The organism is Paenibacillus sp. MB22_1, assembly GCF_047200555.1.
Classification (GTDB): Bacteria; Bacillota; Bacilli; order Paenibacillales; family Paenibacillaceae; genus Fontibacillus; species Fontibacillus phoenicis.
The window spans coordinates 112873-137220 of sequence record NZ_JBLADV010000002.1; the positions used below are offsets into that span (position 1 = coordinate 112873).

A 24348-nucleotide genomic window follows, 5' to 3' on the forward strand; every position below is an offset into this window, starting at 1 on the left:
TGGGTACAACCTAACCCTGTTGGGCAATGCCTACAAATGATTCTGGACCGTTTCGGACTGCCGTTGTTGCTCCAGAGATAAAGGACGTATAAACGGTTTCCGGAGCAGCCGGAGCCTGAAGGTCGGCGGCTACGAAAGACGTGACTTCTGTGGAAGCGGCGCTGCTAACGCCGCCGTCGAGGGTAAAGATGACATTGGCTGGAACGTACGTTGCACCGCGAACGATCTCAATCGTAAACGTATCGCCGACGTCTCCCAGAATTCCGATAGTACCCGACAGCAAAACAATCGGATTCGGAACGTTCTGCGTTTGCAGGCCGATAATCCCGAACAATGCAGGAGTATCTGTGAGCGGAGTTCCGGGGAATCCGGGCTGGTTGGAGTTCACGGAGCTTCTGGCATCAAGAAAGACACCCATCTTTTAAATCACCACCTTCTTGTAATCTAGTACAGGTTATGAACCGATGAAGGTTTTGGTATAGACATCTTTATCAAGATAACCGCTTATTTTGTCTCTTTAGGATTCGTCGATATCTTGGCCCGGTCCGCTTGAATCGTTAAGAATTCGCGATAAGATGGGTCAGCGCATCCCGGTAACGATTCTGGATGAACCGGATCTCCGCCGAGATCGCCGCTTGATGGCGCAGCGTCCCCATCCCCGAATGGCGCCGGTAGGAAATGAGCGGGACGTTCAAATAAGGAAAAGCCGTACGAGAGAGCATTACTCGATGCCACAGATCGTAGTCGTGAGTGTACGGCAGGCCTTCATCAAACAGTCCCACGCGCTCAATCAAGCTGCGTCTCATCATGACAGTACATCCGTTAATCGGGTTGCCGCTGTACAACGTGTTCGCCAGCTCTCGCATCCCCAGGGGTTGCATGCCGGCATTGTATTGAGTGATTCGGCCATGCTCATCGATGTAGTGGAAATTGGTATGGGAAATTTCAGCGCCTTGCCCCAGCATGAAACTTAATTGCATTTCGACTTTCTGAGGCGCAAACAGATCGTCCGAGCTAAGCCACGCGATATACTCCCCGGAAGCGTGTCGGATACCGTGGTTCAGCGCAGAGGCCGTTCCCCCATTCGCCTTGCCCAAATAATAGATATGACCGCGGTAAGGCGCGAGCCGCTCGGCGTGGACAGTCGAACCGTCATCCACAACGATAATCTCCGTATGCGGATACGTTTGACTCAGTGCACTTTGTACCGCCTGTTCAATATAGGGACAGTTATAGAAAGGAATAATGATACTAACGCGCGGATTCATGACGATTCGGCCCCCTCTTTGCGAAAATAGTCCAGAATGTCCAGCAGCGATTGTTCCCAGGCCACGCTAGCCCGCCACCCCAAGTCCCAGAGCGCCTGGGGAAGGGGCGGCTCGGCATGGGATACCGCTCCGTTTGCGGATGGAGGACCCGCTTGGATCCTCATATCCGTTACAGTTGTTAGCTGCGCGAAGTCCTCCACCAGCTCGGCCAAGCTTCGCTCCCGCCCGGAGCAGACCGGATACACCTCGCCGATCTCCCCTTGGCGCAGCAGCATTTCATAAGCGTCTACCGCGTCGCTCACGTCGAGGAAGTCGCGCCTAGCATCCGCCGCAGACAACTGGAAGGGGGGAGGGGACTCCCCGCGCTCCAGCCGGACGATATGCCGGGCGAGCAGAGAGCAAATCCCCGTTGACGGGCCGGCTCCAATCAAATTGCCCGGTTCTGCGATCAACACGCCAAGATGGAACAGCTTACCCCAGGCCAACGCGGACGCCTCTTGCAAAGTTTTGCTTAACCCATAAGGGTGAGTGGGTCGAAGCGGTCGATCCAGTCCGAATTTGAGCCGTGAGCCGGCAACGAGAATACGGGTATCCCCCAAACCGCAGGAATACAACGCGTCCAGCAGGTATAGGGTCGTCATGACATTACTTTCCATATAAAGGATGGGCTCAGCCCAGGAATCCGGGACGGAGTTTTTACCGCCCAGGTGCAGCACGTACTGCGGCCGGGTCCGCTCGATGGCCTGTTTGACCCCTGCCCTGTCAGTCAAATCACATGGGATGTACGCTACCTTCTCGTTTGCAGGCAATCCGGCTTCCTTCCTGACCAAAGCGAAAACCCGGTATCCCTTGGCGGCAAAACGTTGGCAAGCATGGCGTCCGGTAAAACCGCCGGCTCCTGTAATCAGAACCGTCCCCCGGTCACCCATGCTGTTTCATCCATTCCGCCATTTCCTCCAGCATCTGACGGAACGAGGGAAGGGGGACCGCCGCGTCCGGACGGGTGTTTACCAGCGTACGGTCGAGGTTAGGGCCGTCATCCGGTTCGATCTCAACGTCGGTTTTCCCCCAAATTTCTTGAAACATCTGTAGCATCTCATACTTGTTGACGACCTCTGGATGCGCTAAATGGATCAACCCGGACACGGGACGGTCCAGCAGCAATTCGATCGTCTTGGCAAGCTGGATCGTTGTCACGCCGTTCCATTTGACCTGGCGGTACCCGGACACCTTGCCTTTCTGACTCATAAACCAATGAAAGAGTCCGATCCCGTGACGGCGAATTTCCGGTCCGATAATGGAGGTGCGGATCGTCAGATGTCCTGCGTCCCGTATTTCCCCGAGCGCCTTCGTTAAGGCGTACGTCGTAACACCATCGGGCTGATCATCCTCCCGGTAGCTGCCGCGGTCGCCGCGGAAGACACAGTCAGTACTGATATGAATCAGACGCGCATTGATTTTGTCAGCCAAATGGCGCAGCCGGTGGGGCAGAAATCCGTTGATATGATAAGCCATAATTTTGTCCCGGTCGGCAAATTGATTAAGCACCCCAACCGCGTTAATAATGACATCTGGACGAACTAACTGCACCGCCTGATCGACGGCGACGATATCTCCGGCATCCAATATCAGCGAGTCCCGGTCACCAGGGTCACGTGAGGTATAGAACACCTGGTAGCCTCCCTTCTCGCGAAAATGCCGTACCAATACATGACCGGCCATCCCATGGCCCCCTAGGATTAGCAATTTCATGAGAGAAATCCTCCTTTATCCAGCATGATGCGGATCTCCTCCTTGCTCATCAGCTCATGCTCCGAACTCAACTCGCCGTAGGGAACAAGCGGCAAATGGCCGTAACGATCTCTCAGACCCACGATCTCGAGCGCAGGCATGATGACCAGATACTCCTTGTCGTATACCACGGTCGACCGGCTTTCATATTCACTGAGCAGCAGCTCGTGAATCCGTTCCCCAGGGCGTATACCCGTCACCTCGATCGACACATCGGGTATGCCCGAAGCTTCAATCAGCACTTCCGCCAGGTCGATAATCCGGCAGGTTGGCATCAGCATGACGAAAATCTCCCCGCCGATGCTCTCCCGAGAAGCCTTAAACAGAAGCTGGATCGCTTCCGGCATCGTCAGGAAAAATCGGGTCATTTCCAAATCGGTGATCTTTACCCGCTTCTGCTCACGGATCTGCTGCTTGAACAAATGGATCACGCTGCCGTTGGTGCCCAGCACGTTGCCGCCCCGGATGCATACAAATCGGGTTTCATCCTGGATCAGGTTGGCGTAAACGACCAGCTTTTCACCGATGGCCTTGGTCATGCCGTAAAAGTTAGACGGGTTCGACGCTTTGTCCGTAGAGATATAAAGGACTTTTTTCACTTTGTTTTTAATGGTGGCTTCAATAACGTTTTGGGTGCCAACCACATTGGTTTTCAGCGCTTCGGCAGGTTGCTCCTCGCAGATGGGCACGTGCTTCAAAGCAGCCAGATGGAAGACGATGTCCACGTTCTGGCAGGCCGTGACCAAAGCTTCCTTGTCGCGGATATCGCCGATTCGGAACGTCAGGCGCTCGTCGTTAAAGGTGCGGCTCATCGCAACTTGCGCCGCTTCTCCACGGGAGTAAATGATGATCTCCTTCGGGTCTTGAGGGAGGAGCTGGCGGATCAGCTCGTAACCCCAGGAACCGGTCCCCCCGGTGACGAGAATGACTTGATCTTTAAACATTCAACTTCCCCCCAAGCACGAATTTGACCACTTTTTGCGATACCTTCTCCTCCAGATAACCTTCAGGACAAGGCCACAAACGCTCCATGCCGGCCATCAGCTTCGCCGCTTCGGCGATTCTGCCGGCGTCTACGCCGGATACGACGTTGCTGCCGCAATCCACGGTCTCCGGCCGCTCCGTTGTACGGCGAATCGTTACCGTAGGCACCTGCATGATGCAGCATTCTTCCTGCACGGTACCGCTGTCCGTCAACACGCATATCGCATGCTTCTCCAGCTTCACGAAGTCGAAGAAACCAAACGGCTCGTGAAATTCCACCAGTGGATGCATTTCCAGCTTCAAATCACGTTCAATCCGCGATCTCGTCCGGGGGTGAATGCTGCAAATCAACCGTTTAGACGACGCTTCCGCGACCCGGTTCAGCCCCTCCATAATGGCGTGCAGGGAGGCCGGGCGGTCGACGTTCTCCGCCCGATGGGCGGTCACGAGATAATAATCCCCTTCTTTCAGCCCCAGCCGTTGCAGGATGTCGCTCGCCTCAATCTGCGGCTCGTAGAACTTCATCACTTCGTAAATCGGATTGCCGGTCAGCACGATGCGGTTGCTTGGCACCCCCTCCGCCAGCAAATGGGCTTTGCTCTGCGGAGTATACGGCATATTGATGGTCGACACCGCATCGATGACTTTCCGATTCTTCTCCTCGGGCACCTCGAGGTCAAAGCAGCGGTTGCCCGCCTCCATGTGGATCGCAGGATAGCCGAGTCGCTCGGCTAGTACGGCGCACAGCGCACTGTTGGTGTCCCCCAGCAGAAGCACGCGGTCAGGCCGCTCCACCTCCAAGATCCGCTCCATCTGGCCAAACATCGCCGCCAACTGGCTGCCCAGCGTCGTTTGATGATCTTGAAAGATATAGTCTGGCTGTCTCAACCCTAGCTCCTGGAAAAAAACATCGCTGAGACTAGCCGCAAAATTCTGCCCCGTATGCACCAGTACATGTTTTTCGGCCCACTGATCCAGCAACGGGATGATCCGGCTGAGCCGAATGATTTCCGGTCGGGTCCCCAATATGGTCATGATTTTCACGGTCTCATCTCCTTGCTGACTCATCTCCTTGTAGACTTCTGGCGTTTCCGCACGCGTTGCTTGCGGGTAGTTCCTGTTCTCCGGCCGGCTGGGCGGCGATTCCGGTTCATCTTCCGTGCGCGCCCCGTCCCGCGGCTTCGATGGTTCTTACGAGCACGCGCCACCCTGCGCCGGGTATTCTTGCTTGCGCGTCGCTTCCCGCCGCGTCGGGCGGTCAAGCTCCTTCCCGTACCGGATCTTCTCTTGCGAAGTTTGGCTCGCTTCAATTTGACCCGTCTGCGGCGGCCGGATGGGCTCGCTGCACCTGCCGGCGCCTTCCCAATTGGCACTGCCCCCACTCCAGAGCCTCGAAACTCCGCCGCATCTGGGGAAGGAGCAGTCGGGGCCGGCTCAGGCAGCGGCACGGCAACCCCCGACAGCCCCTGCATGCGCTGAACGAGTCCTTGAAGCCGCAGCTCGTAAGCGGCCGGGCCAAACACAACCTCCACTTGAGCTCGATTCCTTTCCCCTACGCTGCGGGACATTTCCATGGAAGACAGGAGCTCTGCACACTTCTCCGCAAGTCCGACGCTGTCTCCCGTCGGTACCAAATAAGCACCGCTGCCTGTCGACTCCAAAATTTCCCGCAATCCGCCTGAAGCATAGGCAACAACCGGTTTACCGAAGATCATCGCTTCGAGCGCCGTTAATCCAAACCCTTCGGGCAGAATGCCTGGAACAACGACGATATCCATCGCACTAAAGGCGGATTCCACATGGTTTTCCATACTGACAAAAATAAATCGCTGCGAATACGGCGATCCCTGAACCGCCCGCTTTAAGCTCCGGTAATACTCAGGTTGAACCTCTGCACCGATGATGACGAATTTGGCCGCCGGGAACCGGTGCACCAGATTCAGCGCTGCCCCGATGAAATGATCGGCTCCTTTCTCCGGAATCAGGTAAGAGGAAATATAGCCGACCAAGACCTCGGACGGCTTGATCTTCCATTGCGCTCTTCGATGCCAGCGTTGTGTCGGCCAAAGCTCGGGATGGATATCCTCCGGGTTCCACGAAGGGTAGAGCAACACGGTTTTGTGCATGGCCTGCGTTCCAAAGAAAGGGAGCAGCGCGGATTCGGAAATGCCAACGATCAAATCGCTGTATCTGTCGATCAGATTCACCGCTTCCGCCGTAAACTCATTGGACGCAATGACCTCCGTAATCTGCCAAATCACAGGAATTCCCAACTGTTTGGCAGCAATCGTCGGCGACACGTTTACGCTGGTATTCACCAGTACAGCATCCGGCTGCTCCTCTTGGAGCAAGCCGATCGTGCGCTGCACCGAGTCGCTCCAGGCGATCGCATGGAATTCGCCAGACAGACCGGAGTGCGGGGAACACATCCCGTAGAGCAACGAGTTATCGCACAGCAGAGTGCGAATCCCATAACGATTGGCCAGAACCGACAAACTGCCCTGCCTTGGAACCACGATCGTACAGTCGTAATAAGCCGACAGCTTTCTCGCGCTGAATAACAACAGCTTTTCGGCGCCGGTTACGTTTCTGGAATTGCACACGTGCGAGAACAGCAGAAGCTTCTTTCTATCCGACACAATTGCCCCTCCTTTGCCTGTGCGTTTGTCCGAGGCTCAGGAACCAGCTTCCACTTCACAGGATTCACCCGAAAATCACGGTTAGCAGCTGATCTAACCGATTGGAATAGGTATGGTCCCGCAAGGTCCGATTCAGCGCACGCAACGCAATTTCCCGTCTTGCTTCCTCGTGAGTCAGATAAAAACGCACCTTCTCAACCAACTCCTCCGGCGAGGAGAAGGTTTCGATTTCTTCGCCGGGGACGTAGAACGAAGCTAGGTCATCCCGCGAATCAACCAATTGAAGCGTTGCGCAGGCCGAAATTTCGAACGTCCGCGGGTTTGGCGACGCCGCTGTGATACCCGCTTTGTTGTTGTTAACATCCTCCTCAAACGGGGAGCGGTGTAAGTTCAGGACAATTTTCGACCCGCTGTACACTTCAGCGGTTTCCACCGGACCCATCCATTTTCCCAGCTCGATCCGGTCCACATAGTCCGGGTACTCCGGCAGTCGATCCCACCAGATACCGTTAATCATTAAGCCTTGTTCAATCAACGCTGGAAAAATAGGCCGGAGAAAGTTCACCCGATTCCAATACGCTGAACCGATAAAGCTTAAATTGCGGCGGTGCGGGGATGGCATCAAGGTCGGACGATAGTGCTGCGGAAAGGCGGCAAACGGCAAATAATGAACTTGGCTGCAGCCGGCTGAGCGATACAGATCAACGCAATTTCGTTCAAGAGTAAACACGTAGTCATATTGAGTGCTCAGCGGAACCGTCATATCCGTATAATAGGGATCATCTGTAAACCAAATGGCCGTCGGGATGCCCATCGCCCGCACGGCGTTGACATGCTCCAGAGGAAGCTCCAAGCCGTCGAGGGCGAGCAACAAGTTCGGTTTATGCAGCGATGCCAAATCCGGTAACGAATCACCCGGCACAGCGGTAATCACTTCAGCGGTTAACGTGCGGAGCGTGGAAGTTACGGCCTCATCAATCGGAGAATAAGGAAATCCTTTCCCCGAACCGACATATAATATTTTTAAGTTGCGTACCGGGAATTTCGGCCGCGGTTGACTGACAATATAGCTGGCTCTTCCTCTCAGGTACCCCTCGGCATAGCCGTCACGGAACCCGTTGGTTCTACCGCTCTCCTCCGGGCTCATCACGGGTTGAGTTGGATGGCCAGCCGCTTCTTCCATGAACATAAGGTCACTCCTTTATAGGTTGATACTTGTCGGTTGCTTCTTGTAGGGTGATGCTTGCCGGTTGATTCCTGCTCTTAGCTTTCGGTGACTGCTGCCAGCAGGCGGCTAACCCGGTCCATATACGTATGGACGGCCGTCGTCGTCCACAGCGAGCGCCAAGCGATCAAGCGCCGTTCCTCGTCGTGCTCGAGATAGTAACGGATTTTCGCCTCCAGCTCCGCCTCATCCCGAAACGTCTCGATGTCGTAGCCCGGCCGGTAGAAAGAGGTTAAATCGTCGCGGATGTCCGTAATTTGAAAAGCGCCGCAGCTGGCGATTTCATAGGTTCGCGGATTGATCGATCTCCCTGAGGTATCGTTCCCGTTCCGGTTATCCTGGCCGGCTTGCGTTGGTCGATGGATGTTGAGCACGATTTTGGAGGCGTTGTAATAACGAACCGTCTTCTCAACGGGAACCCATCCGGGTCGGATGAACCGTGCCAACTGCTCGTATCGGGGCAGGCGGTCCCAATGATACCCGGCGATCAGCACGCGTTTGTCCTGCAGGAACGAGCTTAAGCGATCAAACAAGGCGACTCGATTCCAAAAAGCATTGCCGATAAAACAAACATCATAGCGATATTCCGGCTTAGCCGGAATGGGCCGAAATTGACGCGGATTCGCAGCGAGCGGAAGATGGTGTACGCTTTGCACCCCTAAGGAGCGATAGAGCGGCACACATTCGATTTCGTGCGTAAACACCACATCGTAGCTTAAAGCCAGCGCGGTCGTATCATCGGTAAAATAAGGATCATCCACGAACCAAACAGCGGTCCGAATCCCCATTCTCCGGATCTGCTCCAACTGCGCAGTATGATCAGGCGGAAAAATGTGCAGCGAATTCATGACCAGCACCAGATCGGGACGATGGTGCTCGGTTTCCTGCAGCATCATTTCCGGTGAGGCAACGATGCATTCCCGCGTCAACTCCGCAAGCGCTGTCTGAACCCCTTCGTCAATCGCATCGAACCCTTGAGGCACATACAGCACCCGCAGGTCCACTTTCGGCCGAGAAACCGGCGGAATACGTTCCAGTACAGCCTGACATCCGCCATACCGAATCCCTTCCTGGTATCCGGCCTGATAAGCCTCGCCGTATCGATTCTCGTTGACGTTCTCCAAGGTTCTTCATCCTATCTTCGTGGATTTCAATCTTTCGTTTCCTGGGTCTTAATAAATATATGCTGAGGGGACACGTGCATCATGGACGACTACCCGCCCGCCGTATAAATTGGCGAATGCCGCCTTTTGACACCGCCTGCCTCCGATCTTTGGGCTTACGGCACGCCTCTTTTACACGATTATCCCTTTCGCTCAGAATACGGAGATCGCGATAGAAAACCTCTCGTAAGCGCCTATTTGCGCCTTGCTGTTTCCTCGTTATGCCTTTGTGTGCCACTGTGTGCCTTTGTGTGCCTCGTTGTGATTCGTTGTGCTTCGTTGTGCCCTTTTGCACCATTATCCCTTTCGATCAGAAATGAGAGATTAGGAAGAGAGTAGAAGGGATTCTAGCCCCTCTAGCCCCCTTTTTGCACGATTATCCCTTTGATTCAGATTTGGCGATCGATGAGGGGGATTAAACTAAGGCTGCACAGTGATCTGAACATCCACATTTTTCGTGAATATTTGGGATTTTTTAGTTGATACAAGAACGTATGTTTGCTATAATGAGAAAAAAGGGAACACACGTGCGTATTCAGTGACTAGAGGAACTTCAATTGGAGGGATCGGACATGGAATTAAGTACGAGCATGGAGCTTAAATCTATCAGCAGCCGTTTTCAAAGCGAGGCCGACTGTATCGAGGCGATTATCGCGATGAAATGGCCAAATGGCTTCGTCTGCCCGCGCTGTGCTTATACCGAGTGCACCCGTCTGTCCACTCGACATATTCCTTTATTTGAATGCGGAAAATGTGGCTATCAAGCCTCTCCTTTGGTCGGCACCATTTTTGAAAGAACCCATTTGCCTTTGGTGAAGTGGTTCCAAGCACTGGAGCTGTTTCTGCTCCCGGATGGCATCTCGGCGCTGCGGTTGAGTCAGGTAATCCAAGTGACCTACAAGACCGCTTGGCTCATGCTGCACAAAATCCGTCATACCCTCGGCGAATGTGAGGCGAAGGTTTTGCTCTCTGGAGAAGTAAAGGTGAGCCGCGATCAATATGGCACGGATACCAGACGCTTTCATCCAGCTTGTCAACCTTATGCCACCGCGGTTGTTGCCGGCTGCACGGTCACGGAGACTGGCGAACCCGAGCAAGTGAAGATTCAACTGATTCCGCATAAAAGAGGAGGGGGCGAGCAACAGGCTGACCGGAGCGATCTTGAGGCATTCATCAACAAGTATGTCGATGGACAACATACCTCAACCAAGCGGTGGTTCCCTTTCGTTTATCGAATGTATCTGCCCTTGCGGAGAGTCGTGAGACAAGCAAGAGACTCGATCCGACGCACGTATGTCGCCTTGGGGACAACGCATTTGCAGGCGTATTTGAATGAGTACACCGTCCGCCGTTACCTGCGCATGACTTGTTCCGAGGAAGAGATGCGCCAAAACCTGCTGAAAATGTGCTTGTCCATTCCTGCCATCCCTTACCGTGAGTTAATCGCCCATGGTCTGAACGCACGCCAGCTGAAGCCGTTCCTTGCAGCAGTCGCATAAGAATTGCAAGAAGTAAAGTGTATGGAGTATTACAAGAAGTACATGCAAGTAGTTAAGGAATTGACTCCTAGGCAACTTCAAATTTTTTTATACTGGACAGTTCCATCCCATTCTCTTCACTCCCTGATTCAAAGGGATAATGGTTAAAAAGGGGCTGAGAATGGCAATATGCCCCCCTCCCTATAATGAAATAACCGCTGCCGATGAACCGACAACGGTTAATAGATTTGATGCTAGATATCGATCTGATTTGCACCTATCAGATTGATTCTTTTCAGAGATGATACGTCAGACTTGATCCTTGTAGGCCATCTTATGTCCGTCCTCGTAGCCTTGGGCGAAGCCGCTGTTAAATCCTTCTTGATAAGCCTCGTTATAGGCCTGATCATAAACGGCCTTGTCTTCGCTTCCTTGTTCTGTAACAGGAACCGCCGCTGCCGGGACCGGTAGTGCGTTTCGCCGGCGTCTCACTCTACGTCTTCTTCTGCGATGTGTACGCGGCTTGTGCACCGCCTTGCGACGCTTGCGGCGGGCAAGGATCGTCTTACTTCTCCGCCTTAGGGTCAGCTTCCGTTTTCTGCGGATCCGGACTTTTCTCGCCGTACGCGGCTTTACACGGCGGGTACGCCGGAGTTTGTTTTTTGCCATCCTTCTTCTTCCTCCTGTTCTCCTCGGGTAACGTCGTATGCTGCATAACAAGCGTCCATCATCCATGGCGGCGAAGGAGTTCCATATTTGACGCGATGAAAAGTCAACCCGCAAACCGTGCGGGCCATCGCTTCTTGATATTTGGTCAATTTATCGATATTTCCGGCAATATGCCTTGCAGCGTCCGGGGAGAGTTCGGTCACGTCGGCGAGGCTGCCGAGAATCCGCGCCATCGCTTGCTGGCTTTGGCTTATAGCATCAACTAACCGGAGTTTCGCCTCCTCCCCGGCCTGAAGGGGGAACATCGTCATTTGCCTGCCTCCAGATCAAAATCACCGCCGTCGAACAACCCACCGAATCCTCCGTCCAGACCATCCCCGCCGCCTTCTGTCATGTCGGGAGGGAGCACCGTTTTCAGGTTGCTGCACAGCCCATTTTGCAGCTTGGTCAGGCCCTCAATCACCTCCACAAGTTGATCGTGAACCTCCAGCGGGTCAGACAGCTGCTTTTCGTGATCCTCGAAACTGCTATCCAGCACATGATTCAATATCCAGTTGCGCACCTTCTCGGACTCGACCGCCTTGGCTTCCAGTATCATTGCGACGTTCCACTGGATTTTTGCGGCCGCATCCAGCATGTTCAGATAAGCCTGTTCCCTGCTCATGGCATCATACCCCGCTTCATTAACCTCACTCTTCTTCTTGGACCTTTAATTGCTTCATCACATGGCTCAAATTCTCGGCCATTGCTTCCTGTAAATCGGCAATGGCATTTAAGTAGGAGATCACACTTTTGTTGATCCGACCCGAATTCTCCAAAATGCCGGGCGTCCCATCGAACGCTGGCACGGCGTCGGGAATCGCATGAACGATCTGTGCCATGCGTACAGCGACTTGTCGTTCCGCATCGATCACCCGCGCCATCTGCTGGTGAGAGTGGGCCATGTGCACGATGATCTCAGATATTTTTTGCTCCACTCTGACTCCTCCTCAACTAAGGCCGGCCTTTACGCCGTGCTCTGATTAGCGGACTGCGGACACCAGCCTCAGGATGCCCTCCAATAACATATGCCGGTACGAATTTGCGCGTTCCTGTAGAGCCGGCTTGTTCCAGCCTATAAATCCTCGCTCACGATGCGTTGCGGAGGCAGAATCGGTAGCCCCTCCGGGTAGGCAGCCACTTCGTTCTCCGGTACAGCTAACGAAGGCGTAAGCCCCCAAGCGCGGAGCGTGTATTCCGAGACGATCTCCCTCCGTTGCCCCCGATCGATTTGGTACCACCGTCCGTTGCTGGCGACCACGACGCCGTCCGTAAAGCCCGCCTCGGATGGCATACCGCTGCTTAAGCCAGCGAGTTGCTCCGGTGAACGGGCCGGGCCGACGGGAAGCTGGACCAGATCCAGCACAGACAGCCGCAGCGGCACCGGCATCGTGTCAGCCGCCGCCGGATGCACAGGATGGCGAACACCATGCTCCAGCCAGTGTACGCCTCCCTTTACATCCCGAACCCGCACGTGAGTCGGGAAGAAATCGGCCGCCCTTAGCGTCCGTTCCTCGCGCCAATCGGTCATCCTCGCATAGAGGGCGTGCAAATCTCCCCATTTTTCACGAAAGAAATGGTGGTTGCGGGTATTCACTTCCTGAAACTGCTGATTGCCTAATCCTTTCATCGTCATGCTTCCGTAATGATGGACGAAGGTGTCCTCAGCGATCACCAGCTTCTTTCCTTGCAGGCGCAATCGGGCGACCCAATCCTCGTCCTCGAAATTGCCGATCTCATATCCTTCGTCGAAATAACCAACTTGCTCCAGCGTCGCTCGCGGAAAGGCTACGCAGAACCCTACCAGCCGATCGGTCATGCGCCACTTCATCGGATCCGAACGGTTGTACAAAGCAGCAAAAGCCGGCATATCCGCCACGTCCTCATAGGGAACGTCAATTTGCTGCTCGCCGCTGATGTAATTCGTTACCGGCCCAACTGCGGCTGCTTGAGGAAACTGACGAAGGCATGCCAGCAGTTGATCCAGCCAGCGCTCCGTCACCAGTACATCGTTGTTCAGAAGCACAATTGTATTCCCCTTGGCCATCATCAGCCCGGTATTTACGGCGCGGGCGAACCCCAGGTTCTGCGGATACACCGCCAGCCGCACCCGACCCGGCCGCCGCCGAACCGCTGTCGCCGTTCCATCGGTCGATCCGTTGTCAACGATAATGACCTCATACGGTGTAGACGTATATCGATCGATATGATCCAAGCACTGCAGCAGCAGGTCTCTGCGATCATAGGTCGGTATGATGATACTCGTGATTTCCTGGCGGTCAGCAAATGCTCGGTAGCCTTCTTGAACTCCGTAAGCATAGCCGGCAACGTATCCTTGATCGTAGGTTTTTGAACCGAGTCTAGCTTGCATCTTGGTTTTTCCGTCAAACTCCATTTGCACCGATGTGCACCTCCCCGAGCTGCGGCCATGCCGCCTCGCCTTTTATCAGTTTGTCGGCTAAATGTCCCATATCCAGCGCCACTTTGCCCAGCTCTCCGGAGAGCCGTGTGCAGATCATCACGGCAGCCACTCCGGCCGCAACCAAAGCCAGATCAAAGTCCGGAAATTCCCGGAGGCGCATCGCGACTCTCGGCACATCGGCTACACCCTGCACCGGAGCAAGCCAACCAACAACCTGCACGCTGCGATGCCCAAGAAATCCCGCCAACACTTCCGCCTGATTCCCGATCAGCAAGACGCGCCGGCCATGCAGCAGTCTCGTTAAATAACCTCCGGCATTTAATTCATAATTCACGGTTGAAGTGGTCAAGCGTAAACCGCGGTAATCGATTCCATAGTGGCGCAGCACCGGGAACAACAGCCCTTGATAGGAAGGATGCCGGGATTCCGGAACCCCGATAATATCCGCAGCCCTTATCGCGGCTGCCAACGCTTCGCGCGCTGCTGGATCGGGCAAATGCACGCCTGCATAGGGCAAAAAAGCCCCCCGGCGGAGCGCTTCCTCGGTGGAAATTACCGTATCGTGCGCCAAGGTGAGCAGTTCTCCGTCGCCGAGACGGACAATCGACAGCGGCCGGCCTTCCCGCAGCGCCCCCTCCGCAGCGGCGAACACCTCTGCTGGCGTAAGCAGCGGATAAAGCTGCCCGGCGACGGTCGGGAAACCCGCGGCAATGACGTCGTCCACCCAGATTTCGGGCAGCAGCATATAGCGGGGAATTAAGCGGCCCAGCTTGGCTTCCCCGCCTTCAAACAAACCTTCGCGGTAGCCGGCCTCGAAGGCGGCGGCGCGAACCCGCTCCGCTTCCGCCGCAGACCAGGCGGCTCCGGAAGCGCCCAGCGAGGCCGGCCCGGGTGCGGGCAATAGCGGCGGCGGAATTGCGGCCGGGCCAGGCGAAAGGGCCTTAGCGGCCCGGTCTTGGCGACCCCCCGGGCCGCTAATGCGGCTTGCAGCGCCGGCACTGCCCGCGCCGTCGGTACCGGCCATGGCGCCGGTACCGATCACACCGCCGGCATAGCCCGCCGCCTGCCGGTACCGCCGCCAAGCCGCCGCGCGAGCTCCGCGACGCCCGAAGCGCCCGAGGCGCCCGCTGCGGCGCCGGCGGCTGCCGTGACGCCGGCGCAACGCGGCCTTGCCGGCGACGGTCCGGTTAGCGCGGCCGTTCTTCCACCGGCCGGCAGACCGGCGGACCGTTGCGGCCGCAGCTGCGCTGCCGGTGCCCCGCCGGCCGAATGTTTTGCGGCTGGTGACCGCCGCATTGTCGCGTGTAGCCATCCCGTGCCTCCTTTCCGGCTTCCCTATCGCTTAGGGAAGTACGCCTTTCATATGAATTGCGGCTTCCTGAAGCGACTCAAATGTGCCGGCATCTCCCCACCACAACTGGAGTACGTCGAACTCGAGCTTGCCTTCCCGCGCGTAAAGGTTATTCACGTCTGTAATCTCCAGTTCGCCGCGAGCGGAACGTTCGATGCTGCGGATCATGCCAAACACGCTGTCATCGTACATGTAAATCCCAGTGACCGAATACTTCGATTTCGGTTTCTTCGGTTTTTCTTCGATATAAGCAATATGTTCCGGGGCGTCTTCAGCAAACACCGGCACGCCGTAGCGCCGTGGATCATCCACCGGCTTCAGCATTACCCGTGCGCTGCCCAAAGGCTGCTGCTTAAATCGCTCCACGTATGGTGTTAAATCGTCCAAGAACAGGTTGTCACCCAACAGCACAACGAATTTACTGGCCGGTGGGATAAACCCTTCCGCCAGCTCCAAGGCTTCTGCGATTCCACCGGCCGTTTCCTGGATACGATACGTCAGGTTAACCCCAAAGTTCTCCCCGCTGCCAAGGAAGTCCGCGTACAACCCTGCAGATTGTTTACCGATCACGATGAGGATGTCGGTGATTCCAGCTTGACGCAGCCGTTCTATGCCGTAACAGACCATCGGATAATTCCCGACCGGAAGCAGATGCTTGTTGATCAATCGGGTCAGCGGGTATAGACGCGTGCCGGTGCCCCCCGCCAAAATCACACCTTTCATGAACGCTCCTCCCTTACCTTAAAAATTTGGGGCTCCCATTAAATAAATTGCCAAGGATCTACGCCCCATTTTTCGATAAACCGCATACGGTTCCGTTCTATAAGCTCGTTCCACCCTTCCGGATGGCGGGTTTTAAAGCTGGCGCTGCCTTCATGGTACACCAGCGTATCGCCGCAAATGAGCAGACGGTAACCTAGCTGCCGAGCGCGGTAGCAGTAGTCGTCATCTTCATAATGGCCGGGCGAAAACCGTTCATCGAATCCTCCTGCCCGCTCCAGTACCTCCCGCTTAAAGAGCAGGCACATGCCGATCAGCCGTTGGACTTCCTGCCATTTCATCGGATCCGAATGGTTATGGCGCTCGGCGATTTGGGCGAAATCCTCACCTTCCGCCCAGTTGATCGCCACCTGCTGCCGTCCGCTGGCATAATTGGTCACCGGGCCGACGAGGCCGACATCAGCGGCGCTGTGCAGCGCCAGCAGCAGATTCGAGAGCCATCGCGGGGAGACGAGGACATCATTATTAAGAACGAGGAGGTGATCGCCCGAAGCGACGGACAATCCTCGGTTCACGGCGACCGGAAATCCTTCATTGCGCGGCAGCGCCACCAGGATCAGGCGCTCGCTCAGACAGAACGATGCCGTGTCGTCCTCGGAGCCGTTGTCCACCACAATGATCTCATAGGGAGTCTCCGTATACTGGCGGATCGCCGCCACGCAAGGGGCAAGCAAGTGCAGCCCGTTATAGGTCGGAATGATGATACTCGTTACTCCAGCCGTCATCGGGCATTCCTCACTTTCGCCAATTCGCTCCGGCCCAGTGTGGAAAATCGCAACCGGACACCTTCCGTTTTCATAACCTCGCCAAGCGCCTCGAGATGGTCGCCAACGATCATCTGCGCGACCGCATTGCCTGCCCCGCTGTTGCTGGTGCGGAGACGGTTCTTGCGGATAACGTCCACGGAAATCGGCGCTACTGCCTTCAGTCCACGAACCAACGCCAGCGCCTGGGCTTTCGGAGGAACGACCAGCGCAGTGATGCCCACCGTCCGCACAGCGCGGCGGGACAAAGCGTTTGGCACCGCAGTTAACGAGTTCGCCTTCAACTCCGGATGTCCCAGCGCCAGATTCAGGAATGCCTTGCAGCGCGTCACCTCATCCTGCTGGGAGAACGGCGGCAGATGCGGCGTCAAATCGTTGAGAGCCAAATCCTCCCCCCGGTCGATCGCGATCAAAAAAGCAGCCAGATCCTCTGCGGCAACACACATATCCCCGTCCGTGAACAGCAAAATATCTCCGGTGGCTACCGCTGCCCCAATCGCCCGGCCTACGTCATGCCCTAACCGCTCGGGGAAGCTCAGCCGCGTGATACGCGGATCCCGATCCACGACGGCAAAGCTTGCATCATCGCAGCCATTCAGGACGACAATGATCTCATGCAGAGGCAACTTGCGGAGCTCCGCCAAAACCGCCGGCAACGTCTTCTCCTCATTACTCGCCGTCACGATGGCCGAGGCACAGCCCTTCAGCGGCAGCGGAATCCACGGCCTACTAAGCCCGGCCGCATGGGCATAACCGCGGCGATACGCCAAGGAGGCCGTCAGCAAAGCCGTGAAAGGCAGTTGGTCCACCCGCTCCGCCTGCGCCCACGCTTGAAAACAATCCTGCATATGAGGCGAACCCTTCTCCGCCCCATCCTGTGCTGCCACCGCACGGACTCCTGCGGCCCAAGCTTTGGCTTTGAGGCGTTGGAGCGGGGCGCTGGCATATCTTTTCCCCGTCGACGGACGGGCCAAACGGCGGCCTTTGCGGATGAAGCCGCTCGTTCTACGGCTTGCTGCTCCGCGCAAGCGGGTCAGCGATCCGCTTCTTCGTTTCCGACGATGCTTCATCGTTTGCCTAGTTACCATGACCATCAATGGTTCACCTCACCTTACCGCGCTGCCGGCCCAGATCGCTGTATCCGCCGCGCGGTCCCAGCTGGCGGAGCAGCCAATGGATGGCCTCCAGATGATCCCCTGCCACCAATGCGGTCAGCGGATCGACGCGACTTCCCTTGTTCCATATTCGTCCCCGGGCAGGATTCAGCTTGCCGACGGGAACGGTATGCACCGGCTGGACGTTTAACCCCAGCCGGATCGCTCTAGCTAAGGCGAGCGGCGGAACCTCCAGCGTATCCAAGCCGACGGTGTCCACCGCTGTTCGGTTCATCGCATGCGGGACCGCCGTTAAGGAAGCTCCACGCAGGTCAGGGCGCTGCAGCACACCGTTCAGGACGTGTTTCGCCAGAACGACCGGATGAGCCACCTTCCCTCGCGCCGGGCCGGAGTAGCCGTTCAGCGCCACATCGACACCCGTCAGCACCGCGTTGACAAAAGGCCGAAGCTCCCGGGCTGGAATCACCATGTCAGCGTCGATGAACAGCAGCACTTGACCGCGGGCCGCCTCCGCCCCAACGCGCCGGCCCACATCATGTCCCAGCGGCTCCGGTACGTGGATGACGTGAGCGCCGCAGGCTTCAGCCAGCTCAGCGGTCCCGTCGGTTGAGCCGTTAACAACGACGATCGTTTCGCTGCGCGGATGCACCCGGCTGGCTTCGCGCAGAACGCTGGCGATCGTCGCCCTTTCATTCATCGCCGGAATGATGATGGATACGATGGGATCGGGATGATTGACCAAACGCGGCAGCACTTTTTTGCGCTGAATCGGTTTGCGGTTCAGTCGGATGCGCGGCGGCTTGCGTTTTTTGACCACATCAATTTCCTCCCAAAAACATAATAATACCGGAGCATATACCTCAGTGTATGTCTGGCCGGGGGGCTGGTAACGGCAAACGTACAGTTGTCCTGACGAATGCGGCACAGGCCCTGCTGTGAGCCAAAAGAAAAAAACGCCTTTCGGCGTTTTCCTAAGATTAGCTATGGATATCCAGACATCGTCAGTTTTTGGCGCTGCGGCGGCCTGCGTTCGTCTGAATCCCTCTAGCGCGAACGAGACTTACCCAACGGTCTGCGGCGTGCTCCCAGCGGTAATGACGACGAACGATTTCTCGGCTGGCCCGGCCGATGACTTGACGAAACTCCTCTTCCTCCAGCAGCAGTACGATCCGATCTGCCAAGCTGTCCCCCGCCCCTTCGGCGAGCAGACCATCTACCGCAAATTCGAGCACCGGGGCGTCGCTGGCGTCCAGCATGGGCAAGCCGGCGGCCATCGCTTCGATGCGCGTTAACATCGACGCCGGCTCATCGCCCGGTAACAGCACCAGGCAATCCGCCAAGAGGTACCTGTCCGAGATGGAATAGGGCGACCCGGCCGGCAGGCAGGCAATCCGTTCCGGAGCGTAGGCGGCAAGCCCATGCTGCTTCGGTCGTTCAAGCAATTCACGGGAAGACCCGGATCCGGGGGAGTCGGCGGCAAGGAACACCAACATCGCCTCCGGTACGCGATCCAGCACTTCCGTAAGAGCCGAGACAATGTGCCCCTCATCCCTAAGCGGCGGCCAACTGCCGGCCAGCAGAACGATTTTGCGGTTCGTCCATCCCAGCTCCATCAGCCGCTGCTGACGCTGCTGTTCCCCATCTGGCGTCCAACGCAGCACCGCCTGCTCCTCTAAGCTCGCCCCCGGCAAATGCACCCATACCGGAGTGACCAAGGAGGGGAACTGCGCCAGCAACTCGGCTTTAGTCCGTTCACTTCCGACGATCAGGCCGTCCACGCTTTCCAGAATTTGCGTCGGACATGCCTTGGGATGGCAGGGAGGAGAAAAGATCCGGGCAGAGGGCAACGTCAACAGTACGCGGGAGAGTGGAAGCCGAGCTTTAAGCTGACAGGCCAGCAGCGGTCGGCCATGAACGTCCACCGTATCCGGCCGCCACTTGCGCAAGTGCCGCAGCAGTGACTCCAGGTAGAGACGTCCTCCGGGCAAGCAATAAAAAGGGACGCCCCCCATCCAGCCTTGTGCCGGTAAATGCCCGTCAGCAACGCCAAAGAGGCGAATGTGCAGCTGCTCTGCCGCATGAGGGAGCATTCGTTCCAGCACCCTCTTCACTGGACGGTGTTTTCCTGATGCAGCCGCAAGGGCGTCAGGCGCGATCACCGCGACTTTTTCCCGATCCATGTGAAGTCCCCCTCCTTACCGTTTCGCTTGCATTCGATATCCTAAATATACGAAAACCTCCCGGCAATTGTGACACCTTCTTGGAAGATGAGCCTAATTTGCCAAAGGCGACGATCCATCCGCAGTTCGCCCGAAAACAGGCGGCTGTCGCAGCACAGTCGTCCACGCTAATGAACCGGGACAACATACACTGAAGGAAGACGCACGGGAAGGAGGAAACCCACTTGAGTCAGGACACTATCGGAATCCTGCTGAATTCCAGCATGTACCGAGGGATCCCCACGCGCAGAACTGGCCAAGAGTGGATCACAGGGTATGAAGAAGCGGCGCGGGAATATGGATTAACCCCCGTTTTCTTGCGTCTTGCTGGCATCGATCCGGCAGGGGCCAGATGTGTCGCGTATGTTTATAATGGCATCGAATACGTAGAGCAACAGCTGCCCTTGCCTGCGGTGATCCATAACCGAGCGTTATACCCCAGACTCGCAGCTCGAAAAAGACTCCAATCCCTGAATACCCAGGGCATCACGATCTTTAATACGACCAACCGTTATGGAAAAGACTTCATCCACCGCTTGCTTTGGGGCGCTCCTCACTTGCGGCCGTACCTTCCGGCGGCGATGCCGTTAAACTCCGGCAACTTGCGGAAAATGATGTCCCGCCATAGTGACCTCATCCTAAAGCCGATCCGCGGCTCCGTTGGCCATGGCGTAATGCGATTGCGATATATGCCGTCGTCAGGGTGGGAACTCACTTATGCTTCGCCACTAGGCAAGCAGCAATGGAGGACGGTTCAACTGCACCGGGGACAACTGCCGCCCTGGGCCCGGCGCATGCTACGGCGTACGCCGTATCTCGTGCAAGAGCGTATTCCGCTGGCGGAATACGAGCAGCGCCCCATCGATCTGCGGATCACCGTCCAGCGGGGCGGCGGAGGCGATTGGAGCGTGACCGGGCGCTTCGCCAAAGTCGCTGCTGCAGGCAGCTTTGTGTGTAACCTCGCCAGAGGCGGCGAAGCCCTTCCCGCTGAGGAGCTGCTGGCCAAAGCGCTCCCGGAGCGGATCGTCCCGGCGGCCCTTGCTCACGTCAATGAGCTTGCCCTGACCATCTCCCGCTATCTGGGCAACCGTCTCCCGCATCTCGCCGACCTGGGGCTGGACATTGGCTTAACCGCAAGCGGGAAGCCTTACTTTATCGAATGCAATGGGCGTGACCAGCGTTACGGCTTTCGAAAAGCCGGATTGCTGGATGCTTGGAAGGATTCGTATCGTCAGCCGATGGCTTACGCCCGTTATTTGTTAGACCAATCGGACCGGGCCTAGCCAAATGACCAAAGCCCAAAAAAAGGGCAGATTCCTCTCCACAGAGCAGGCTGCAAACCGCCTCCGGAAGGAATCATGCCCTTTCGTTTCATAGATTTAATGATAACGGACATCCGCAATGTGAAATGGCGGGTACAAGACCGCCAGCAAGTAAGCTGCAGCCGCAAACAAGGCGATGAGCAGCAATGTCAGCACATCGTACCGGGAATAGGAAGTCGGGTAATAATACGTGCGCGGCCGATTCCCGTCGAACGCTTTCGCTTCCATGGCGACAGCAACGCGATGGGCCCGCCGGATGCTCTGGGATAGCAGCGGCACAGCATACAGCTTCGCATGCGCGACAAGGCCGGGCAGTCCGCGCGGACGGCGAACGCCGCGGATCAGCAGCGCATTGCGTCGGACAAGCAGCTCCTCCCAGACCATGGGAAGTAGCCGGACCGAGGCCATAAAGCTGTAGGCGTATTTTGGCGGCAGCTTCGCCTGCTGCATCAGCGCGTAAAACAAGGCGACCGAAGGAGTCGTCAACACGAACAACAGCCCTTCGGCGGCAAAGGCCACCGCTTTAAACCCGATATGAATCCCCCGGTAAAAGCTTTCTTCGGAGATGCGGAACAATCCCCACGACCACCAAATTTCCGTCCCTTTGCCAAACAGAATCATCGTCGCCGCTGAGGAGGCAAAAATCAGTGCAAAGGGGAACAGAAGCAAGGCGACTTTCCAAGGCTCATAACCACTGAGCAGGAACAGCAGGAACGTAAACAAGATCGCCTGATAAAAAATAAAATCGAGCCGGTGCGTAAATAACGTCAGCAGAAACAGCAGGATCATCAACGCCAGCTTGGCGGCCGGATTCGCCTGGTGCAGCCAAGTCCGCCGCTTCGGGGTCAGAAAACGCCTCATCTTGATATCACCGCCTCTGGACCGAAACTCCCGTGTTGTTTGATTTTCGCGGAGGTGGTATCCGCTCCCCGTCCGGCCGATCCATTTGATCCAGGTGACTCACCGGCACCTGCCGGAGATCGATCCACCCGCCGGGTCAACCGCTGCGACGTTAGCCGTCCGTCCCGCACCTCCCAATGCTGGGTGGCCACCTGCTCCGCAATCCGCTCTTCATGGGTAACCATAAGAATCGCCGTCCCGCGCCGGCGCAACGCCTCGCATAGCTGCAGGATGGCGAACGTGTTCGCCGCATCCTGGCCGAAGGTCGGCTCATCTAGCAACAGCAGCCGTTGCTCGCGCACCGCAGCCGCAGCCACGCTAAGACGCCGCTTCTGGCCCAGCGACAACTGGTAAGGATGCCGCATCTCCAAGCCGGTTAGACCAAACTGCTCCAGATACGCCGTCACCCGACGGTTCAGCGCATCGTCGCCAAGTCCGTCCTCCCTCAGCGAGAAGGCGACTTCGTCCACCACCCGATCGGCGACAAACTGAAACTCCGGATTCTGGAACACAAATCCGATCTCACGAGCGGTCGACTCCAGCATTCGTCTGCGGGCACGGCGGCTGAGCTTCCCTGTCTCGATCCGCTTTCCCTGCAGCACGAATGCTCCCTCTGATGGCAACAAGCCGATCAGGCTGAGCAACAGCGAGCTTTTCCCAGCACCGTTAGGTCCTGTGATCGCAATCCAATCCCCGGGATACACGGCGGCTTGCCCGACTTCAATCACCGGCCGCCCTTGCCGGAACCCGCAAAAATCGGTCAGTTCCACGGCGGCAAGTCCATCCAATCGCCGTTCATCCTTCACCGGCTCTAGCAATCGACGGCCGGCTTCGGTGGCAAAATACGCCTCCCAGACGCCGGGATACCAGATCCCAAACTCAATGAGCTCGGAACGGTACGTGTCAAACACTACGTCCGGTGCCCCCTCGCCCAGCACCTGCCCGTCCGGTCCAAACAACACGACGCGGTCAACGAGACCCAGTGCCGTCAACTCCTCGATCCGGTGCTCCACGATAATCAAGGTGCGATCCTCGGCCACCTTGGCGATCGCTTGCCAGATTTGCTCGCGGCCCTGCGGGTCCAGCAAAGCCGAAGGCTCATCCAGCAGCAGCACCTCCGGATCGCCAAGCAGCACCGATGCGAGCGCCAACCGTTGCTTCATCCCTTGGGACAGCGAATCGATCGGCACATGGATCTCAGGCAGGTCCAGGCCCACCTTGGCCAATGCGGCCTGCATCCGCGCGGGCATATCCTGCTTCGGCACGCCTAAATTTTCTAAGGCAAAAGCCAACTCCTCATCCACATAAGGCATACAAAACTGCGTATCCGGATCCTGGAACAGAAAGCGCCACGACGAGGGAAGCTGCTGCGCGGACGTGCGCATCGGAATCTCTACCAAGTCTGGAATGATGCCGCTCAGCACCTGGAGCAGCGTCGATTTGCCGCATCCGCTGGGACCCAGCAGCAGCACATGCTCCCCGCGCCGCACCGAGAAATCCAAATCCTTAAACACAAACCGGTCTTCACCCGGGAACTTGAGCCGCAGCTCCCGGACCTCAGCTGCCGTCGTTTCCTTCCGCATCAGTCATTCAACGCCGCATAGTCTTTCGGATCAACCGGTCGCAGCAGCGTCGTAACCCCTGTCGCCTCTACGGCCTTCACGACGGCATAAGCGAAGTACCCGCAGATCAGCGCCGAGCTGACGGCCCGCATCGCATATTTGGCGGTCAAGAGCCATGGCTCGTAATCCTGCACATATCCGTAGAAGAAATCCGGGATAACCGAACCCACGGCAGCTCCGATCCCGGCTAATGCAGCAACGGAGCCGGAAAATTTCCGATACCGGAACGCAGCGAACACCAGCTCCGCCCCTAAGCCTTGCAGCACGCTGTAAAGAATCAGCTGAACTCCCCATTCGCTGCCGAACAAAATTTCCACATGGGCCGCAGCGACCTCCGCGATCAACGCCACCCCCGGTTTGCGGATCAGCAAGAACACCAGCGTTGCAGCCAGGAACCACATTCCGTACACCAGTTCATCGGCCTGGAAGAACAGGGGGGAGAACAAATTGTACACCGAGCTCCAGAAGTGATACACCACGCCCAGCACCAACGAAACCAACACCGTCACCAGCACATCGCTTAGCTTGAGGCCACGCCCCGTTCTTTTTTGAACAACCTCCGACATCTTCATCTCTCCTCTTGATCATTTGGTTTAA

Annotated in this window: 25 protein-coding genes; 2 read left to right on the top strand and 23 right to left on the bottom strand. The window is 56.7% G+C overall.

Features of this window, described 5'->3' with window-relative positions:
- Positions 1-10: 10 nt before the first annotated feature.
- The 9 genes from ACL02P_RS12130 to ACL02P_RS12170 all read right to left on the bottom strand — a co-directional run bounded on the left by ACL02P_RS12130 (position 11) and on the right by ACL02P_RS12170 (position 9031).
- Positions 11-418, bottom strand: a complete 408-nt coding sequence (locus tag ACL02P_RS12130) for a hypothetical protein (RefSeq protein ID WP_009225110.1) — start codon at positions 416-418, stop codon at positions 11-13.
- A gap of 139 nt (positions 419-557) precedes the next feature.
- The gene (locus ACL02P_RS12135; RefSeq protein WP_412837366.1) at positions 558-1268 is read right to left on the bottom strand and encodes a glycosyltransferase; all 711 of its coding nucleotides are present in this window, start codon (positions 1266-1268) and stop codon (positions 558-560) included.
- The gene (locus ACL02P_RS12140) at positions 1265-2197 is read right to left on the bottom strand and encodes an SDR family NAD(P)-dependent oxidoreductase (RefSeq protein ID WP_009225108.1); all 933 of its coding nucleotides are present in this window, start codon (positions 2195-2197) and stop codon (positions 1265-1267) included. Before ACL02P_RS12140 ends, ACL02P_RS12135 begins: the two co-directional genes overlap by 4 nt.
- Complete coding sequence (locus ACL02P_RS12145) at positions 2190-3020, bottom strand: SDR family oxidoreductase (protein ID WP_260070341.1); 831 nt, start codon at positions 3018-3020, stop codon at positions 2190-2192. The genes ACL02P_RS12140 and ACL02P_RS12145 overlap by 8 nt, the downstream gene beginning before the upstream one ends.
- Positions 3017-4003 carry a polysaccharide biosynthesis protein gene (locus tag ACL02P_RS12150; RefSeq protein WP_412837367.1) on the bottom strand — a complete coding sequence of 329 codons (987 nt, stop codon included), beginning with the start codon at positions 4001-4003 and terminating at the stop codon, positions 3017-3019. The genes ACL02P_RS12145 and ACL02P_RS12150 overlap by 4 nt, the downstream gene beginning before the upstream one ends.
- Positions 3996-5087, bottom strand: a complete 1092-nt coding sequence (gene wecB, locus ACL02P_RS12155) for a non-hydrolyzing UDP-N-acetylglucosamine 2-epimerase (RefSeq protein WP_036645207.1) — start codon at positions 5085-5087, stop codon at positions 3996-3998. Before wecB ends, ACL02P_RS12150 begins: the two co-directional genes overlap by 8 nt.
- A 20-nt stretch (positions 5088-5107) precedes the next feature.
- On the bottom strand, positions 5108-6682 hold the full coding sequence (locus tag ACL02P_RS12160; RefSeq protein WP_412837368.1) for a glycosyltransferase: 1575 nt from the start codon (positions 6680-6682) through the stop codon (positions 5108-5110).
- Between the two features lie 64 nt (positions 6683-6746).
- Positions 6747-7871, bottom strand: a complete 1125-nt coding sequence (locus ACL02P_RS12165; RefSeq protein WP_412837369.1) for a glycosyltransferase — start codon at positions 7869-7871, stop codon at positions 6747-6749.
- 74 nt (positions 7872-7945) lie between these two features.
- Positions 7946-9031 carry a DUF3880 domain-containing protein gene (locus ACL02P_RS12170; protein WP_412837370.1) on the bottom strand — a complete coding sequence of 362 codons (1086 nt, stop codon included), beginning with the start codon at positions 9029-9031 and terminating at the stop codon, positions 7946-7948.
- A gap of 611 nt (positions 9032-9642) precedes the next feature.
- On the opposite strand from ACL02P_RS12170, the gene ACL02P_RS12175 reads away from it, so the two are divergent.
- Positions 9643-10569 carry a transposase gene (locus tag ACL02P_RS12175; protein ID WP_260070345.1) on the top strand — a complete coding sequence of 309 codons (927 nt, stop codon included), beginning with the start codon at positions 9643-9645 and terminating at the stop codon, positions 10567-10569.
- A gap of 288 nt (positions 10570-10857) precedes the next feature.
- Here ACL02P_RS12175 and ACL02P_RS12180 read toward each other — a convergent pair whose 3' ends face one another.
- From ACL02P_RS12180 to ACL02P_RS12230, 11 genes are all read right to left on the bottom strand, one after another.
- On the bottom strand, positions 10858-11217 hold the full coding sequence (locus tag ACL02P_RS12180) for a hypothetical protein (protein WP_412837371.1): 360 nt from the start codon (positions 11215-11217) through the stop codon (positions 10858-10860).
- Positions 11181-11528: a hypothetical protein gene (locus tag ACL02P_RS12185; RefSeq protein WP_412837372.1), complete on the bottom strand. Its 348-nt coding sequence runs from the start codon at positions 11526-11528 to the stop codon at positions 11181-11183. Before ACL02P_RS12185 ends, ACL02P_RS12180 begins: the two co-directional genes overlap by 37 nt.
- Positions 11525-11881: a hypothetical protein gene (locus tag ACL02P_RS12190; RefSeq protein WP_016311048.1), complete on the bottom strand. Its 357-nt coding sequence runs from the start codon at positions 11879-11881 to the stop codon at positions 11525-11527. Before ACL02P_RS12190 ends, ACL02P_RS12185 begins: the two co-directional genes overlap by 4 nt.
- Positions 11882-11906: 25 nt before the next feature.
- Positions 11907-12194: a nucleoside-diphosphate sugar epimerase gene (locus ACL02P_RS12195; RefSeq protein ID WP_412837373.1), complete on the bottom strand. Its 288-nt coding sequence runs from the start codon at positions 12192-12194 to the stop codon at positions 11907-11909.
- A gap of 137 nt (positions 12195-12331) precedes the next feature.
- The gene (locus tag ACL02P_RS12200; protein ID WP_412838238.1) at positions 12332-13651 is read right to left on the bottom strand and encodes a glycosyltransferase family 2 protein; all 1320 of its coding nucleotides are present in this window, start codon (positions 13649-13651) and stop codon (positions 12332-12334) included.
- Positions 13641-14990: a GT-D fold domain-containing glycosyltransferase gene (locus ACL02P_RS12205; RefSeq protein ID WP_412837374.1), complete on the bottom strand. Its 1350-nt coding sequence runs from the start codon at positions 14988-14990 to the stop codon at positions 13641-13643. The genes ACL02P_RS12200 and ACL02P_RS12205 overlap by 11 nt, the downstream gene beginning before the upstream one ends.
- A gap of 30 nt (positions 14991-15020) precedes the next feature.
- Positions 15021-15752, bottom strand: a complete 732-nt coding sequence (locus tag ACL02P_RS12210) for a sugar phosphate nucleotidyltransferase (protein WP_016311045.1) — start codon at positions 15750-15752, stop codon at positions 15021-15023.
- A gap of 38 nt (positions 15753-15790) precedes the next feature.
- Entirely contained in the window at positions 15791-16534 is a 744-nt protein-coding gene (locus ACL02P_RS12215) for a glycosyltransferase family 2 protein (RefSeq protein ID WP_412837375.1), read from the bottom strand.
- A complete protein-coding gene (locus ACL02P_RS12220) occupies positions 16531-17667 on the bottom strand; it encodes a glycosyltransferase family 2 protein (RefSeq protein ID WP_412837376.1) in 1137 nt (378 codons plus the stop codon). Before ACL02P_RS12220 ends, ACL02P_RS12215 begins: the two co-directional genes overlap by 4 nt.
- A gap of 7 nt (positions 17668-17674) precedes the next feature.
- Positions 17675-18505 carry a glycosyltransferase family 2 protein gene (locus tag ACL02P_RS12225; RefSeq protein ID WP_412837377.1) on the bottom strand — a complete coding sequence of 277 codons (831 nt, stop codon included), beginning with the start codon at positions 18503-18505 and terminating at the stop codon, positions 17675-17677.
- A gap of 184 nt (positions 18506-18689) precedes the next feature.
- Positions 18690-19868 (bottom strand): glycosyltransferase family 4 protein, encoded by a 1179-nt coding sequence (locus ACL02P_RS12230; protein ID WP_412837378.1) that lies wholly within the window; start codon positions 19866-19868, stop codon positions 18690-18692.
- A 224-nt stretch (positions 19869-20092) separates the two neighbouring features.
- Here ACL02P_RS12230 and ACL02P_RS12235 point away from each other — a divergent pair, with 224 nt between their 5' ends.
- Positions 20093-21190 (top strand): YheC/YheD family protein, encoded by a 1098-nt coding sequence (locus tag ACL02P_RS12235; RefSeq protein WP_412837379.1) that lies wholly within the window; start codon positions 20093-20095, stop codon positions 21188-21190.
- A 96-nt stretch (positions 21191-21286) separates the two neighbouring features.
- On the opposite strand, the gene ACL02P_RS12240 is transcribed toward ACL02P_RS12235, so the two are convergent.
- The 3 genes from ACL02P_RS12240 to ACL02P_RS12250 are packed head-to-tail and all read right to left on the bottom strand — an operon-like array spanning position 21287 to position 24317.
- Complete coding sequence (locus ACL02P_RS12240; RefSeq protein WP_412837380.1) at positions 21287-22090, bottom strand: energy-coupling factor transporter transmembrane component T family protein; 804 nt, start codon at positions 22088-22090, stop codon at positions 21287-21289.
- On the bottom strand, positions 22087-23712 hold the full coding sequence (locus ACL02P_RS12245) for an ABC transporter ATP-binding protein (RefSeq protein ID WP_412837381.1): 1626 nt from the start codon (positions 23710-23712) through the stop codon (positions 22087-22089). The genes ACL02P_RS12240 and ACL02P_RS12245 overlap by 4 nt, the downstream gene beginning before the upstream one ends.
- Entirely contained in the window at positions 23712-24317 is a 606-nt protein-coding gene (locus tag ACL02P_RS12250; RefSeq protein ID WP_036645141.1) for an ECF transporter S component, read from the bottom strand. The genes ACL02P_RS12245 and ACL02P_RS12250 overlap by 1 nt, the downstream gene beginning before the upstream one ends.
- Positions 24318-24348 lie beyond the last annotated feature (31 nt).

Coding starts and splice junctions, on each gene's coding strand:
- ACL02P_RS12130 (WP_009225110.1), bottom strand. CDS start 418: ATGGGTGTCTTTCTTGATGCCAGAAGCTCCGTGAACTCCAACCAGCCC.
- ACL02P_RS12135 (WP_412837366.1), bottom strand. CDS start 1,268: ATGAATCCGCGCGTTAGTATCATTATTCCTTTCTATAACTGTCCCTAT.
- ACL02P_RS12140 (WP_009225108.1), bottom strand. CDS start 2,197: ATGGGTGACCGGGGGACGGTTCTGATTACAGGAGCCGGCGGTTTTACC.
- ACL02P_RS12145 (WP_260070341.1), bottom strand. CDS start 3,020: ATGAAATTGCTAATCCTAGGGGGCCATGGGATGGCCGGTCATGTATTG.
- ACL02P_RS12150 (WP_412837367.1), bottom strand. CDS start 4,003: ATGTTTAAAGATCAAGTCATTCTCGTCACCGGGGGGACCGGTTCCTGG.
- ACL02P_RS12165 (WP_412837369.1), bottom strand. CDS start 7,871: ATGTTCATGGAAGAAGCGGCTGGCCATCCAACTCAACCCGTGATGAGC.
- ACL02P_RS12175 (WP_260070345.1), top strand. CDS start 9,643: ATGGAATTAAGTACGAGCATGGAGCTTAAATCTATCAGCAGCCGTTTT.
- ACL02P_RS12180 (WP_412837371.1), bottom strand. CDS start 11,217: ATGGCAAAAAACAAACTCCGGCGTACCCGCCGTGTAAAGCCGCGTACG.
- ACL02P_RS12185 (WP_412837372.1), bottom strand. CDS start 11,528: ATGACGATGTTCCCCCTTCAGGCCGGGGAGGAGGCGAAACTCCGGTTA.
- ACL02P_RS12190 (WP_016311048.1), bottom strand. CDS start 11,881: ATGAGCAGGGAACAGGCTTATCTGAACATGCTGGATGCGGCCGCAAAA.
- ACL02P_RS12200 (WP_412838238.1), bottom strand. CDS start 13,651: ATGGAGTTTGACGGAAAAACCAAGATGCAAGCTAGACTCGGTTCAAAA.
- ACL02P_RS12205 (WP_412837374.1), bottom strand. CDS start 14,990: ATGGCTACACGCGACAATGCGGCGGTCACCAGCCGCAAAACATTCGGC.
- ACL02P_RS12210 (WP_016311045.1), bottom strand. CDS start 15,752: ATGAAAGGTGTGATTTTGGCGGGGGGCACCGGCACGCGTCTATACCCG.
- ACL02P_RS12215 (WP_412837375.1), bottom strand. CDS start 16,534: ATGACGGCTGGAGTAACGAGTATCATCATTCCGACCTATAACGGGCTG.
- ACL02P_RS12220 (WP_412837376.1), bottom strand. CDS start 17,667: ATGGTCATGGTAACTAGGCAAACGATGAAGCATCGTCGGAAACGAAGA.
- ACL02P_RS12230 (WP_412837378.1), bottom strand. CDS start 19,868: ATGGATCGGGAAAAAGTCGCGGTGATCGCGCCTGACGCCCTTGCGGCT.
- ACL02P_RS12240 (WP_412837380.1), bottom strand. CDS start 22,090: ATGAGGCGTTTTCTGACCCCGAAGCGGCGGACTTGGCTGCACCAGGCG.
- ACL02P_RS12245 (WP_412837381.1), bottom strand. CDS start 23,712: ATGCGGAAGGAAACGACGGCAGCTGAGGTCCGGGAGCTGCGGCTCAAG.
- ACL02P_RS12250 (WP_036645141.1), bottom strand. CDS start 24,317: ATGTCGGAGGTTGTTCAAAAAAGAACGGGGCGTGGCCTCAAGCTAAGC.